We start from the raw sequence: 14,734 nt of genomic DNA, 5'->3' as shown, positions 1-14,734 counted from the left end.
GCATTCGTGCCGCCTTCATTGTGTAGACATGCAAAAAGAAACCATTTCGGACGAGCTGACCTTGATTGAACGGACCATTGGCGAGAGCCCGAGCGGTGTTGGGGTGAGCGCGCTGGAGGCAAGCCTAACGGCGCGGGGACATCCCATGCCTCGTCGGACGTTACAGAGACGCTTGGACGGTTTGCTGGTTGGGAAGCGCATCGTTTCAGAAGGTGGAAGCCGCTCTATTGTTTACAAACGGGCTCCATATGACACCCCGGCCATTCTTCCCACTGTTGCGCCTAGTAGTCAAATCGAAGCTTATGTTCCCTTGTCTGCTATGGGCCTTGAAGTCAGAGATGCCATACGCAAGCCACTTACTGTCCGTAAGCCCGTCGGATATGACCGAAGTTTTTTAGAGCGCTACCGTCCCAACGTAGACCACTATCTTTCTGAAAGTCAGCGGATTCGGCTTCATGAGTTGGGGCGTACTTCTATGGACGGCAGGCCAGCTGGAACATATGCACGTGACATATTGGGACGGCTCCTCATTGACCTCTCGTGGTCCTCTTCGCGTCTTGAAGGCAACACCTACAACCGACTGGATACGCAACTTTTGATCGAGCGCGGGCAAGTTGCAGAAGGGAAGAATGCGCAAGAGACGCAAATGATCTTGAATCATAAAGCGGCGATAGAAATGATTGTCACGAACGCCGACGAAGTTGGATTTAACCGCTTTACGATACTAAATTTGCACGCGATTCTTTCGGACAATCTTATGGCCGACCCTATGGCAAGTGGGCGGCTGCGAGTACGTGAAGTGGAGATCAGCGGCACCGTTTTTCTACCTCTTTCTATGCCGCAGAAAATAGCGGAATGCTTTGAACTGGTACTTGGCAAAGCATCGGAAATCACGGATCCATTCGAGCAGGCATTCTTTGGAATGGTTCATCTCCCTTACCTGCAGCCTTTCGAAGATGTCAATAAACGTGTGTCACGTTTGGCTGCGAATATCTCACTTATTCGTCAGAATTTGTGCCCGCTTTCATTTGTCGATGTTCCCGATAGAGCTTATATCGAAGGGGCTCTTGGCATCTACGAACTAAACCGTACAGAACTATTGCGGGACGTTTTTATTTGGGCTTATGAGCGCTCGTGTCAACGCTATTTGGCAATCCGACAATCCATTGGGGAGCCAGATGCGTTTCGCTTGAAATATCGAACGTTAATTATACAGGCAATGCAAGAAATAATTCGCCGCAATCTTTGTGGTACGCAAGAAGAAATCGACGGTTTTATTCTTAATAAAATTCACGAAGAAGATCGATATGCTTTTGTCGAAGCAGTTCAATCAGACTTGGAGAACCTGTACGAAGGAAACATTGCCCGATATCAGCTTCGTCTTTCTGAATACCAGAGATGGGGTTTCAAACGATCGGGGACAACATGAAAAAAAATGAATACGTTACTCCTCTGCTACCTACAGAGGAAGGTTCAGAGCTTTCTGGAAATCAGAACTTGGCCAATGAAATTTCTTCAGTGGAAGATGCATGTAACAACAAGGCGATAAAGAAAAAATCATCCCAACGCATAAAATCTGTTGCGTATCCGAGCGACACAACACTCGTTCTCGAAAATATGATGGGGCGGTATGGTAAGGCTGGTCGTGCGCAAAATGTCTCCTTCAGAAAATTGGTCGATTGGCTGAAAGTCGGTGAAAGAGCGACCCACTACGTCCACACCTACCCGGCCAAGCTGCTCCCTCAGATCGCACATTTTTTTCTCGCAGCGCAACAGTTGAGCAAGCCAGGCGACATTGTTCTTGATCCATTTGGCGGATCTGGTACGGTTGCTCTTGAGGCAATTTTAGCAGGGCGAAAAGCAATTTTCGCAGATGTTAATCCACTTGCAAGATTGATCGCCGCTGTTAAAACGGTGCCTATCGATCCAGAAGATTTACGTCATGCCCATGAGCGCATCACTCGTCGTTATTTGCATAGCAAATCGTCAAATCTGTTGTCGCCTTCGGTGGTGAATATTGACTATTGGTATTCGACGGAAGCAATCGAAGCCTTGGGGCGCATTAAAAATGCGATTGATCGTGAGACAGCCGGACCTATTCGCGACTTCCTTTTGGTGTCATTTTCAGGAGCGTGCAGAAAGGTAAGTCGGGCAGATCCTCGACTTTCCGTACCAGTCCGCTTAAAAGATGGAGATAAGGAGGAGGGGGGTAAACCACAAAATGTGTGGGGCGTTTTTGATGACCAGGTGCAAAGTAATATTCGTCGCATGCAAAATTTTGTGGCTTACCTTGCCGGCAGCACAATTGATAACCTTGCGTTATGCGCAGGGAGTGATGCTAGATCACTCCAGCAGCCGACGAGCACTTTGCAGCCGAAAAATAGGAAGCTTCGGCGGGGGACTGTTTCTTTAATTATCACGTCTCCGCCTTATGCTGGAGCCCAGAAATACATACGTGCTTCAAGTCTCAATATTGGTTGGTTAGGCCTCGCTGAAGCAGGTGGTCTGAAAGGTCTCGAAAATTCATCCATTGGGCGCGAACATTATCCGAAAGCGCTGTGCGCGGAATGCCCCATGACGGGCATTCCGAATGCGGACCGACTCATTAAGCGGGTGTACGCAATTAACCCATTGCGTAGCGTGATAATTGCGACCTATCTGAATGAAATGAACACTGCGATTGCAGAAATGGTTCGGGTACTCAAGCCCGGCGGTCATCTAGTGCTTGTTATCGGAAATAACGAGGTTTGCGGAATCCCATTCAAATCATCTGAATATTTGCTAACGCTATGCGAGCGTCATGGGTTGACGGCTAAACTCCGGCTCATTGATGAAATTAAATCGAGAGGGTTGATGACGAAGAGGAATAAAACTGCAAGCGTCATCACTCGAGAGTGGGTGCTTTTGCTGGAAAAAAAAGAATCAATTAATTTTATTTCCAGCTGCGATGCAGCGGAGTCTTCTTAAGCCAGGCTTGCAAATGATAGAAACACGTGAAAAACTCGTTGAGCGCATCATGGTGCTCAACGATAGATTGTGGGAAGGCCGCGTTCCTCGTGCCAAAATTGATGAGTGGCTGGGGAATTTTACTGGAAAAGTGACCGATATAGAAACCGAAAGATTGCATGCACTATTCTGGCTCTCTCAATTCATGTATTTTGGTGGGCGAGAAATTCGAGTACTGCTGAAGTCACTCTATAGAGATCTATTTTTTTGCCCAATGATTCAGGAAGTCCGCGCATCGCTGCCAGCAAATGCAAGTGAACAGGAGTTGATGGCTGCTATTAATGCAGAGGTTGCGAGTACGCGGTTCTTTGGCGTAGGAAATCCCTCGGAAAGTGGCGTGCATCTGCTTTACTACTTTCGCCAAGAGAACGGTTTAAGTAAAGATAATTTTATGGATGCCGTACAAATATTTAATCGAGAAAATACGAATGGGCAGCCAGGCGCGCGAACGTTGAGAAATCCGAATATCAAACGCTATATTTTTCTTGACGATATCTGCGGCTCAGGTGACACCGCGGTCTCCTATTCCAAAGAGGTGATCTATGACCTGCTTCAACTCAATCCTGATGCAAAGGTCGCTTACCATAGTTTATTCGCGACGGTGGATGGATTAGATAATATACGGAGTGAAACATTATTCAAAGAGAACTGCTCGGCCGTTTATGAGCTTGATGCCAGTTATCGGTGTGCTTCTGTTGGTTCAAGATACTTCAAAACTGCGGACTACCCAGCTATCGATCCAGTGATGGCATGCCGTATTGCCAAGGAGTATGGGGAGATACTTGGTTATGCTTCGGCTCATGCATGTGGTTACAACGACAGCCAAATGCTGATGGGATTTCATCACAATACGCCCGACAACACGTTGCCGATCATGTGGCACGATCATATGAGCCACCAGGGGAATGCTTGGAATCCGATATTTAAAAGATATCCAAAAATCAGCGGGGGAAGTTTATGAGCGCAAGCAGAAGTCAGTCCAATCCGTTTGACCTTGTCAAAGCGAGTGACTTTTCTGATGAGCAGATCAATCAGTATTGGGTCGATCTTGTTGCTGGCGAAGGCAGGTTGGAAGATCTATTTAAGCCCACGTTACGCATGCCGATGCTACTTCTTGGTGGCAAGGGGAGCGGTAAAACGCACTTGATGAGGTATTACTCTTCCACCGTTCGAAAAATTGCCTTTGACGGGAATCTTCTAAATGCGGTTGCAAGTGATAATTATCTTGGATTATATGTTCGAGCGGACGGTTTGAATGTTGGCCGTTTTGATGGAAAAGGGGAGACAGAAGACAAATGGGCAGCAATCTTTAGCTACTATTTTGAGCTTTGGCTTGCGACACATTTTTTGAAAAATCTTCAAGAATGTTTGCGTGATTCTACGAGTGAATTTGATGAAGCTAGTTTCGTCAATGCCGTCAATAATCTTTTTAATCAACTGCTGCCAGAGTCAATCGTTTCCATTCAACTTCTTGTCGATCATTTGGCCGGACTTAGAAAGAAGATCGATCATGTGGTTAGTAATGTTGCGACTGGTCGAAACAACATTAATGAAATAGAGATTTGTGTCTCACCAGGTGAGTTGGTGTTCGGCCTTCCAGAACTGGTGGTGCAACATACCACCATTTTTGCGGATGTCTTGTTCATCTACATGATAGATGAGATCGAAAATTTTACTTCGACACAGCAGAGATTTTTGAATTCTCTAATTCGGTACCGCCGCGGACCTGTTTCCATAAAAATTGGTGCTCGGCTATATGGCATCCGAACAAACAAGACGCTAGATGGCGCCGCGGAGGAAATACGTGAAGGTGCAGAATACGAAAAGGTAAAATTAGATGAATGGTTGCGCGATCATTCCGCTGGGTATCACACGTTGGCGAGTCAGCTGATTGTTAAGCGTTTGCAGCAAGGTGAGTTCATTCCGGGCACTGCGGAGAAAGACTACCCGGTTGCTAAGTTTTTTGAAGCGCTAGATACCTCAAACCACTACTCTGCCGTGACTATGGATCTGGTGAGGAAATATGATGATCGCCATGACGAGCGACCATATTTTAGAACATTAAGATCGCACATAGCAGAATGGTCTGGGTGTAGTGACGAGGCATCTGCGCAATTGGCTGCCGACAAAATCATCAGCTCCATACGCATGCGTGAATATCCTCTACTTGAGAAGGTAAATGTTTATTTGCTTTATAAAGCATGGGGCACCAGTACGGTTTTGCTTGAAGAAGCAAAAAAAATAGGCATAGACGCGGCAAATTTTCTGGTGGGTGGGAAGAAGACGGCGAAGAGCTACTTCGAGGCATTTGATCATTTCAAATCTGATTTCCTAGCTCAGCTTTATCGAGACTGTGACAAGCATCGCGTGGTTTATGCAGGGCTTGACACGCTTATTCATCTTTCGCAAGGAATTCCGAGAAATTTGTTAGGTCTGCTTAAGCAAATTTATCGGCGCTCTCACTTTGCCGGTGAGCGGCCATTCCAGGAAAACAACAAGATCAGCATTGCATCCCAAGTTGATGGTATTCGCGATGCGGCTGCATGGTTCTGGGACGATGCGCAGCCTGACAGCCATGGGCCGGAAGCCCGTCGTGCGGTGCAGGCTCTGGGGGAGTTTTTCAGTGGCGTACGTTTCAGCCTTAAACCAGCTGAATGTGACCTTGGCACATTTACGATTGCGACTACGACTGGTACGGCGATGGCACGCGAGGTGCTTAACCACGCTGAGAACTGGTCTTATTTAGTTCGGATCCAGGGCGGAGGTAGCGATCGGAATGATGTCAACGCTGTCGCTGACAAGTACCAACTCAGTCCAATGTTGGCTCCTCGGTGGGAGGTCTCTGAGCATCGACGAGGGGCGATTGCTCTTACCGAGGAGTTGTTCAATGCAATGTTTGATCCGACTTCGTACAGTCGCGATGACCTTGATCAACTGGTAAAGAACCGTCTGAAGGGGATGCAGCAGCCTTATCGAAAGCAAAGCAAGGCAGATGATCAACAAGAAAAACTATTCTGAGCGTACATCTTGAACCTTCACTATCTAATTAATCGAAAAGTCGCGTTGCAATTGCCTCAGCAAGCAGTCGTATGGGACATTTTTATTTCGGCATACAACGACAGTGATCGAGTGCGAAAAGTTTTTGAGCAAATCAGCGCAAAGAAAAAATATTGGATAGTGCTGCCGGAGTACAACTATCCGTCTGATCAGCCTTCAGGCATACAGAATGTTATTACTTTTATGCCTGGAAGCAGTGAAGCTGACGTGGTGCTCGCCTTTGCAGAGGCAATTGGCGTGGCGGCACTATGCAAGGGCAAGCTCTGCATTGACATCACGGGTTTGATGCGACCACATATCCTCTACCTAGTGCGCTATCTTTTTGATCACGGCGTAAAATCATTTGACATGATTTACACAGAGCCTGCGCACTATGCCAGAAAAGAAAACACTAAATTTTCTAACGAAGAGATAGAGTCGGTGCGGCAGGTGATTGGCTTTGAGGGCATGCACGATGATGAGATGGGTAACGACATTTTAATTATGGGTGTTGGCTACGATCATGCACTTATTTCTCGTGTCGTGAATGATAAAGATGGCGCTAAATTAATTCAATTGTTGAGTCTGCCTTCTCTTAGTGCAGACATGTATCAGGAGAGCATTCTCCGATTAGATAAGACAGACTCGACTTTTGATCCAAATATGGATGATCGCGTATTTTTTGCGCCGGCAAATGATCCGTTTGTTGTCGCTTCTGAACTTAGTGATAAGTACAAAGAAATTCTTAGTCGAGGCACAATTACGAACACATATCTATGCCCATTGGCAACGAAGCCTCAGGCATTGGGTTTTGCATTGTTCTATCTGGCGGAGTTGATCGGTACACCTTCAAGCATTATTTTTCCGTTCGCCCGTTTCTATGACAAAGAAACAAGCAAGGGGGTAGGTCGAACATGGCAATACGAAATTAACCTGTAAATGATGCGAGGTTCGTCGCTCTTATCGTCTACCGCGACACCACGGCCAACGTTGATGTCATCGCGGCATCCGAGACACCAGAGGGTCCATCTCAAGACCGGACAGTCGAGGGCCTTGCCACAAAGTGGCCGGGTATGAACGGCTATCTGGACCGCCCGAGCGTCATGCCACCTGTTGTGACGGATGCTGCCAGATGTCCGGGACATGTAGAACGAGCGCAGCCTTTCAGCGGTGAAATCGTTGATGGCCTGATGTCGATGCCGGGGCCGGGAACGCAAAATCCGTTGAAACCCGCTCCAGCACTCGATCTCCGAAGATTCCAATCCTCAGGGGACCCCGGAGGGGACTTATTTTGCTAGCTGAGGCTTTTGCACAACAGATTGCAGGCGCCGAACTGCTGCGAATGGATGTGGTTGAGGTCTGAGCAGCGCCGGAAGGAGTGCAGGAACTTTCCTTTTGAATTAATGACCTTGCCCCTGTTTCGTGTAGCTCTTAACCCACGGTTCACGCGGCCTTTTTACGCTGTGCCTCGTACCAGCTCTGCTCGTACTGCATCGGGCTGAGGTAGCCCAGCGACGAATGCAGCCTTCGGTGATTGTAGAAGGCCATCCAGTCCATCACCGCCTGCCTGGCCTGCTCACGGGTAGCAAATTTGCACCCATGTACGCTGGCTGTTTTCAGCCGGCCCCAGAAGCTCTCGGTCGGTGCGTTGTCCCAACAGTTACCCTTTCTGCTCATCGATGAACGCATGCCCCAGCCCTTCAAGGCATCCTGGAACTCATGGCTGCAATACTGGCTGCCCCGGTCGCTGTGGAATATCAGCCCAGAAGGCGGCCTACGGCGCCACCACGCCATGGCCAGCGCGTCCTTGACCAGGCTGGCCTGCATGTGCGGCTGCAGGCTCCAGCCCACCACCTGACGGTTGAACAGGTCGATGACCGCAGCCAGGTACAGCCAGCCCTCGTCGGTTTGGATGTAGGTGATGTCGCCACTCCAGAGCTGGTTGGGCGCCTCGGGGGTGAAGCGCCGCTGTACCAAGTCGGGCGCCACCGGCAGGCTGTGGCGGCTATCGGTGGTCACCACGAACTTGCGTTTGATCTTGGCCCTGATGCCGTGCTGCTGCATGAGCTTGCGCACCCGGTCTTTGCCCACTCGGATGCCCCGGGCCAGCAGTTCCTTGTGCATGCGTGGCCAGCCGTATTCCCCCTTCACCTCGGCGTGGATGGCGCGCATGTACGCCAGCAGGGCTTCGTCGCTGTGACGCCGGGCAGGTCCACCGTGGCCAGACTCACGCCGGCGCAGCCAGTTGAAGTACCCGCTCGCGCTGACCTCCAACACCCCGCAGGACACACTCACCGGGTACAGCTTTCTCATTTGGTGAATCCAGGCGTACCTCGCAGCGTGTCCTGCGCGAAGTACGCCGCGGCTTTTTTTGCGATGTCGCGCTCCATGCGAAGGCGAGCATTCTCTGCACGCAACCGGGCTATCTCCATCTGCTCGGGCGAGACTTGGATGCCCTTGTCACCACCGCCCGCACCGTCCAATTCTCCCTTGGCTGACAGCCGCACCCAGTTGCCCAGGCTCGCTTTGGGGATGCCCAGTACCTTGGCCACCACCGCAATCGCCTGACCCGAGCGGACCTGCCGAACGGCCTCCTGCTTGAACTCTCGCGTGTACTGCGCACGCACATGCTTGTCACTCATCTCTGAACTCCTTGTCGGTATTTTCAACAAGGGTTAAGAACTCCACTTTTCAGGGGCAACCTCACTGGGCGCGTCTCATGCATGGGCGCTCTGACACCTTGTATGAAGACGCGATTATCGCGGCGACTGCAAAGCAGCATCAACTCGTTGTTGCGACTCGCAACGTCGGCGCCTTCGTACATTTCGACGTCGACGTTTTTAATCCGTTCGAATCGAATCAAGGCTGAAGGAGCCCACTTACGTGCGAACATCGAAAGTTGCTAACGACACCCTAAGGGACCGGATTGCGGAGGGGATCGCCGCGAACGTGAAGGCCTACAACGTACCAGCGATCTGCATGCGGGCGGGTATTCAGGAGAGTGTTGAACCAAGTGATGCTGACGAAGCTTTCCGAAGTCGCAGGGTTTACGTCAAGAACCGGCTTGTGCAACTGGATCAACCTGCGCTTTTGCGGATTGCAGCAGCCGTCCTGGAGGAGTTCGACATCCCCAATTTGGCTGAGGTCGTTAGCGAGCTCACGGTGCATGCGGCGCATCGCATCACCGAGATTACGCGCAGGGACATACTGAAAGTCTTGAATCGTTGCGAAACTCTTTTCAATGACGTTGACCTCTTCGAGGGGCTCAACATCTTCTCATCCGAACATCTATCGTATGACGGTATCGACAACGATCTGAATTTCCTGCCCTCCCTTGCCAAGGACATCGCCCAGCACTACATACGCAATCCGGATTATTCGACCGAGGAAATCCTGATTCGATGTGGGGCTTTGACGTGCAGTCAGACCAGTTTTTTTGCGCTGCTGGAGAAGTTGCTTCATCCGGTTGTGCGGCGTGGCGAAGAACAAGTCGATCTCGCAACCCAGCTGAATGCCGTACTGCGACCCGATGGTTTTCGGGCCGTGGTAATCGGTGCGCAATCCATGCACCCGATTTACGCCGTCCAACGCATCGGGGCCGGTGTGGCTGGCACGGTGAAGAATTTGATCTTCGCGTCGGTCGGTCCGAAGCCAGAGTTGGTGCTGCGCGATGCTGTCAGCAACGATATCGAGATCACCAAGCACGCCGACATGTGCCTGGTGTTCGACCGTCCGTTGCCAACGAGTGGCTTGGCGTGGCTGGACATGGCCCAATGGTGGCAAGAGCGCCAGGGGCTGGCGGAACTGAAATCCGCACGCCAATCCCTGGGTGAGCGTCTCAAGCGGTCGGTAGAGCTCTCACATTCACCGGGCGAGTACGCGATTTTTCGTACGTACCACGAAGTGTTTGGTCCGAAGTTGGGGGATCGCCTGCCCGCCTTGATTCCACAGGTCTATCTCCACTACGACCCTTTCACCCAAGCCGAACGCGTGCAGTTGGGCAAGGACAGAGTGCTGGTGCGGCAGCGCATGGACTTTTTGATGCTGCTTGATGGCCATGTTCGTATCGTGATCGAGGTCGATGGCCTGCAGCACTACGCTGAGGGTGGCAGGGCCTCACCCGCTCAGTACGCCAGGATGGTCGAGGAAGACAGACGACTGCGTTTGCAAGGGTACGCGGAACACGCCTGGCGAAGCCAGGATGACACGCAGGCAGGATTTATCGATCTCGTTTTACAGAATCAGTACGATACGGCAGTCATGGTCGTGGAGTGCAAGCGCGTTCGCGATGCCGATTGGTTGTTTCTCTCGAGCACTGGTACTGCTCGCTCTCGTGCGCATTGCAAGGGTTGGGTTTCGCATTACCGAGAAGAATCGTTTAAGTTTTTTGGATGGGAAGACTTCACTGTTGACCCGCAAACTCCGGAAGCGTCGTTTTGCGTGATTCGGGGCCAAGATGCCAACGGCCGCAGGCCGATGCTAGAGCGCGTCGCCAGTGAGGTGGTTGCATCGACGGAAGCGCTCGCGTTGCAGGAGAAAGCTCTTCATGTACCTCCGTCGTCAAGACCATTTCGGCTGTACTTCAATGTGATCGTGACCACGGCACCGTTGTTAGTGGCCCAGTTCGAGCCAGCCAGTATCTCGCTGACGGAAGGAACTTTGGATGGCGCAAGCTTCACAGTGGTTCCGTTCCTGCGCTTTCGCAAGCAACTCCTGGACGCATTCATGCCTGCGGATCTGCTTGATTATCAGAATGATGCTGTAGGTGGAAGTCGGGAGAGTACCGTCTTCATCGTGAATGCAGAACACCTTGCAGATTTCTTGCAAGAATTTGAGGTGAGCGAGCAAAGCGCCCGAAAATTTATCTAGGTAGTGCGGGATGCTTGCGGGTCAAATTGGCTGCGCTGGTTCGAGCCGTGCAGGTACGGGTTTCAGTGCCGGCTGCGAGAGGCCCAGGTGGTCAAGCCGCCATTCGCCACGCTTGTATCCTGGGTAGAACCAAAGATGCAAGATATCGTGTGTCCTCCACCGTGCCGGAGCAATCGAATGACAAGGAAATGGTCACGAGAGAAGCCCTCATGATGAGTGGCCGGATCGTGTCCAGAAATCCCAGCACTTCTTTATCCGCCCAGAGGTCGCCTTCCTGGAATTGATCCGACCGGTTGAAGAGGTCAAGACAGAGATCAAAGATCAGTGGGGATTCGGCCTGCAGCGAAGCGAAGGACTCAGGCGTCTTATGGATGACCTGTGCCGTTCCTGTGGCTGCTCTGAGGTTCTCGTCGATGGCGACATCCCATTCGTCACCCTGCAGGCAGTAGAAGTGCAATGCATCGAACATGCCCCGTGCCACGGCAGGCGCTGAGGGTGTGCAGAATTTTGTGTAAACGGACAATTCCACGCGTGAGCAATCCCGCATGTCCGCAAACACCATGGCACCCAAGAAACACGAAGTCCCCGAAGAACTACTGACCAGCCTGCTGGCCAACTACAAGAAGCCTGAAGACCTCATCGGCGAGAACGGCCTGCTCAAGCAGCTCACCAAGCTGTTGGTCGAGAAGGCCCTGGACGCCGAACTGACCGAACACCTGGGCCACGACCGGCATGAAACGGTGGCCAACGCCAGTGGCAACACCCGCAACGGCAAGAGCAGGAAGACCCTCAAGGGCGAGTTTGGCCAACTGCCCATTGAGGTACCCCGCGACCGCCATGGCAGCTTCGAGCCCCAGCTCATCCCCAAGCACCAGACCCGCTGGGCCGGCTTCGACGACAAGATCATCTCGCTGTATGCACGCGGCATGACAGTGCGCGAGATTCAGAGCCACCTTGAAGAGATGTACAGCACAGAGGTCTCGCCCAGCCTGATTTCATCGGTGACGGATGCCGTCAGCGAGGAGGTCAAGGCCTGGCAAGCCCGTCCGTTGGACGCCATCTATCCCATTGTCTACATGGACTGCATCCACGTGAAAGTGCGCGAAGGGGCCGTGCGGGTCAAGGCGGTGTATCTGGCCATCGGCATCACCATGGGCGGCGAGAAGGAGGTGCTGGGCCTGTGGCTTGCACTGACCGAAGGGGCCAAGTTCTGGCTGCAGGTCGTGACCGAGTTGCGCAACCGGGGCGTGCAGGACATCTTCATCGCCTGCGTCGATGGGCTCAAGGGCTTTCCTGACGCCATCGAGGCCGTATTCCCCAAGGCGGTGGTCCAGCTTTGCATCGTGCACATGGTGCGCCACAGCCTGAACTACGTGTCGTGGAAACGCAGGAAAGAGGTAGCGGCCGACCTGAGGCGCATCTACCAATCGGCCACCGCCGAGGAGGCTGAACTGCGCCTGGGCGAGTTCGAGAGCAAGTGGGGCGCCGAGTACCTGCCCATTGGCCAGTCCTGGCGCAGGAACTGGAGCCGCTTGACCCCGTTCTTTGACTATCCACCGGAAATCAGGAAGGTCATCTACACCACCAACGCCATCGAATCGGTGAACATGGGCCTGAGGAAGCTGAGCAAGAACCGGGGCTCGTTCCCCAGCGATGAGGCGCTGACCAAGCTGTTCTACCTGGCCCTGCGCAACATCAGCCAGAAGTGGACCATGCCGATTCGCGACTGGAAGGCCGCGCTGACCCGATTTACCATTCAGTTCGGAGACCGCATCTCCATCAACTGAAGTCCGACCCGTTTACACAAAAATTCGGACACGCCCCAGGCGCGATGAATGAATCGTACCTGATCCACTCTTCCTCCTCAATGAATGCACGCAGGCGTTGCAGGTCCGCTGCAAGCAACTCCTGCTCCCGCTCCGCATCGCAGTGAAAATCATAGCCACCGTCCCAGTGGTAGTCGGCATGTGCGAGTGTGAAGCGGCCGCCGCTTGCCTGCTGACGAAAAATCTCCCAGACATAGGTATGCGTCCGGCAATCCCATCTTGAGATAGCCTCACTGAGCGGGCATCGTGTGCACGATGGAAATCATGCACACCATGGCGAACGAGGCGATCGCCCAACGCCCCAAGCGGCGTTACTACAACCCAGAACTCAAAACCCAGGTCGTGGCGCAATGCCAAGTCAGCGGCGCATCTGTCGCCGGCGTAGCCCTGGCGCACGGCATCAATGCCAACATTGTTCATCGCTGGCTGCGTGAGCAGTTTGCCCAGTGCAAGCCAGCGGTTGGCAACGAATTCGTCGCCTTACCCTTGACACGCGCTGCCCAGCCACAATCTGCACCCGCGTCCGAGCATGCGGGCTTACCACGCGACATCCGTGTAGAGGTCCGTCGCAATAGCAGCACGATCACGGTGAACTGGCCACTGGAAGACGCCCCGTCGTGTGCCGCCTGGCTGCGCGAGTGGCTGCGATGATCCGCATCGACGCCGCCTGGCTGGCCACTGCTCCGCTGGACATGCGCGCCGGCACCGACACGGCGCTGGCCCGGGTGGTCACTGTGTTCGGTGCTGCCCATCCCCACCACGCCTATCTGTTCGCCAACAAGCGCGCCAACCGCATGAAGGTGCTGGTGCACGACGGCATCGGCATCTGGCTGGCGGCTCGGCGCTTGCACCAGGGCAAGTTCGCCTGGCCTGCGCCGGTGGATGTCCATTGGCAGCTGGAGCGCTCCCAACTCGACGCCCTGGTGCTAGGACTGCCATGGCAACGAATGGGAGACGCCGGCATCATCACCATGGTCTAAAGCCGGCGCGCAATCCGTGGATCTGCGCATGACAGCGCAGGGCCTTCCTTGGCACACTGCCTGCCATGTTGATGCAGCCGCAATCCCTGGATGATCTGAGCGCCGAGCAGCTGCGCGAGATGACCACGCGCCTGCTCACCGAGCTGCGCCACAGCCAGGCGCTCAACGCCAAGCTCACCCATGAGAACGCGCTGCTCAAGCGCATGAAGTTCGCGGCCCAGTCCGAGCGCTTCAACCCCGAGCAGCGCAGCCTGCTCGAAGACGAGATCGAGGCCGACCTGGCGGCGGTCGCTGTCGAGATCGAGCACCTGCAGCCGCCAGCAGCGGCCCCCGAGGCCAAGCAGCAGCCCAAACGCCAGCCCCTGCCAGCCAATCTGCCGCGGCGCGAGATCCGCCACGAGCCCGAGTCAACCACCTGCGCCTGTGGCTGCCGGATGCAACGCATCGGTGAAGACGTGGCCGAGAAGCTGGACTATGTGCCCGGCGTGTTCACCGTGGAGCGCCACGTGCGTGGCAAATGGGCCTGCGCGAAGTGCGAGACCCTCACCCAGACACCGGTCGAAGCGCATGTGATCGACAAGGGCATCCCCACCACAGGCCTGCTGGCCCAGGTGCTGGTGGCCAAGTACGCCGACCACCTGCCGCTGTACCGTCAGGAAGCCATCTTTGCTCGCGCTGGTCTGGCCATTCCTCGCTCCACCCTGGCGTAGTGGGTCGGCACCTGCGGCGTGCGACTGCAGCCACTGGTCGATGCGCTGAAGGCTGAAATACTCAGCCACCGCGTGCTGCATGCCGACGAGACGCCGGTGCAAATGCTCAAGCCTGGCAAAGGTACAACGCATCGCGCCTATCTCCAGGATGTGCTGACACGACTGCCCACGCACAAGGCCAGCCGAATCGAGGAATTGCTGCCGCATCGCTGGCAAGCTGTGAGCGCCTGATCAATAACGGCGAGACCAGCAAAGGTCAACCTGGGATCGCCGCGTGCTTACAGACATAGAGCGCCCATTTGTGGTT

11 protein-coding genes and 1 pseudogene are annotated in these 14,734 nt (G+C 53.5%); 10 read left to right on the top strand and 2 right to left on the bottom strand.

What is annotated here, in order from left to right; translation table 11 throughout:
* The first annotated feature begins 28 nt into the window (after positions 1 to 28).
* The 5 genes from CBP34_RS13195 to CBP34_RS13180 are packed head-to-tail and all read left to right on the top strand — an operon-like array spanning position 29 to position 6,981.
* Positions 29 to 1,429, top strand: a complete 1,401-nt coding sequence (locus CBP34_RS13195; RefSeq protein ID WP_094098303.1) for a Fic family protein — start codon at positions 29 to 31, stop codon at positions 1,427 to 1,429.
* Complete coding sequence (locus CBP34_RS13190) at positions 1,399 to 2,967, top strand: DNA methyltransferase (protein WP_094098302.1); 1,569 nt, start codon at positions 1,399 to 1,401, stop codon at positions 2,965 to 2,967. Before CBP34_RS13195 ends, CBP34_RS13190 begins: the two co-directional genes overlap by 31 nt.
* 13 nt (positions 2,968 to 2,980) lie before the next feature.
* A complete protein-coding gene (locus tag CBP34_RS19470; protein WP_418134725.1) occupies positions 2,981 to 3,967 on the top strand; it encodes a phosphoribosyltransferase-like protein in 987 nt (328 codons plus the stop codon).
* Positions 3,964 to 6,024, top strand: coding sequence for an ORC-CDC6 family AAA ATPase (locus CBP34_RS13185; protein WP_157896475.1), 2,061 nt, complete (start codon positions 3,964 to 3,966; stop codon positions 6,022 to 6,024). Before CBP34_RS19470 ends, CBP34_RS13185 begins: the two co-directional genes overlap by 4 nt.
* A 9-nt stretch (positions 6,025 to 6,033) precedes the next feature.
* Positions 6,034 to 6,981 (top strand): hypothetical protein, encoded by a 948-nt coding sequence (locus tag CBP34_RS13180; RefSeq protein WP_157896474.1) that lies wholly within the window; start codon positions 6,034 to 6,036, stop codon positions 6,979 to 6,981.
* Positions 6,982 to 7,485: 504 nt separating this feature from the next.
* On the opposite strand, the gene CBP34_RS13175 is transcribed toward CBP34_RS13180, so the two are convergent.
* A protein-coding gene (locus tag CBP34_RS13175) for an IS3 family transposase (protein ID WP_157896473.1) occupies positions 7,486 to 8,684 on the bottom strand; the annotation gives its coding sequence in 2 pieces (ribosomal slippage) (positions 7,486 to 8,417 and positions 8,417 to 8,684; 1,200 coding nt in all).
* A 241-nt stretch (positions 8,685 to 8,925) separates the two neighbouring features.
* Here CBP34_RS13175 and CBP34_RS13165 point away from each other — a divergent pair.
* Positions 8,926 to 10,911 carry an AbiJ-related protein gene (locus CBP34_RS13165; protein ID WP_094098299.1) on the top strand — a complete coding sequence of 662 codons (1,986 nt, stop codon included), beginning with the start codon at positions 8,926 to 8,928 and terminating at the stop codon, positions 10,909 to 10,911.
* A 91-nt stretch (positions 10,912 to 11,002) separates the two neighbouring features.
* On the opposite strand, the gene CBP34_RS13160 is transcribed toward CBP34_RS13165, so the two are convergent.
* Positions 11,003 to 11,380, bottom strand: coding sequence for a hypothetical protein (locus tag CBP34_RS13160; RefSeq protein ID WP_094098298.1), 378 nt, complete (start codon positions 11,378 to 11,380; stop codon positions 11,003 to 11,005).
* 91 nt (positions 11,381 to 11,471) lie between these two features.
* On the opposite strand from CBP34_RS13160, the gene CBP34_RS13155 reads away from it, so the two are divergent.
* The 4 genes and pseudogenes from CBP34_RS13155 to tnpC all read left to right on the top strand — a co-directional run.
* Positions 11,472 to 12,698, top strand: coding sequence for an IS256 family transposase (locus CBP34_RS13155; RefSeq protein WP_094099176.1), 1,227 nt, complete (start codon positions 11,472 to 11,474; stop codon positions 12,696 to 12,698).
* A gap of 294 nt (positions 12,699 to 12,992) precedes the next feature.
* Positions 12,993 to 13,388, top strand: coding sequence for an IS66-like element accessory protein TnpA (gene tnpA / locus CBP34_RS13150; protein WP_094098297.1), 396 nt, complete (start codon positions 12,993 to 12,995; stop codon positions 13,386 to 13,388).
* On the top strand, positions 13,385 to 13,717 hold the full coding sequence (gene tnpB / locus CBP34_RS13145; protein WP_157896472.1) for an IS66 family insertion sequence element accessory protein TnpB: 333 nt from the start codon (positions 13,385 to 13,387) through the stop codon (positions 13,715 to 13,717). Before tnpA ends, tnpB begins: the two co-directional genes overlap by 4 nt.
* Positions 13,718 to 13,788: 71 nt before the next feature.
* A pseudogene (gene tnpC / locus CBP34_RS13140) lies at positions 13,789 to 14,637 on the top strand (IS66 family transposase); the annotation flags it as partial.
* Positions 14,638 to 14,734: the final 97 nt, after the last annotated feature.

The organism is Acidovorax carolinensis (assembly GCF_002157145.1).
Classification (GTDB): Bacteria; Pseudomonadota; Gammaproteobacteria; order Burkholderiales; family Burkholderiaceae_C; genus Acidovorax; species Acidovorax carolinensis.
Note: the sequence above shows the minus strand (reverse complement) of the source record. Positions and strands in the feature narration are given on the sequence as shown.

What these genes read in the sequence shown, in the direction of transcription:
- CBP34_RS13195 (WP_094098303.1), top strand. Translation starts at nt 29, where the DNA reads ATGCAAAAAGAAACCATTTCGGACGAGCTGACCTTGATTGAACGGACC.
- CBP34_RS13190 (WP_094098302.1), top strand. Translation starts at nt 1,399, where the DNA reads ATGGGGTTTCAAACGATCGGGGACAACATGAAAAAAAATGAATACGTT.
- CBP34_RS19470 (WP_418134725.1), top strand. Translation starts at nt 2,981, where the DNA reads ATGATAGAAACACGTGAAAAACTCGTTGAGCGCATCATGGTGCTCAAC.
- CBP34_RS13185 (WP_157896475.1), top strand. Translation starts at nt 3,964, where the DNA reads ATGAGCGCAAGCAGAAGTCAGTCCAATCCGTTTGACCTTGTCAAAGCG.
- CBP34_RS13160 (WP_094098298.1), bottom strand. Translation starts at nt 11,380, where the DNA reads ATGTTCGATGCATTGCACTTCTACTGCCTGCAGGGTGACGAATGGGAT.
- CBP34_RS13155 (WP_094099176.1), top strand. Translation starts at nt 11,472, where the DNA reads ATGGCACCCAAGAAACACGAAGTCCCCGAAGAACTACTGACCAGCCTG.
- tnpA (WP_094098297.1), top strand. Translation starts at nt 12,993, where the DNA reads ATGGAAATCATGCACACCATGGCGAACGAGGCGATCGCCCAACGCCCC.
- tnpB (WP_157896472.1), top strand. Translation starts at nt 13,385, where the DNA reads ATGATCCGCATCGACGCCGCCTGGCTGGCCACTGCTCCGCTGGACATG.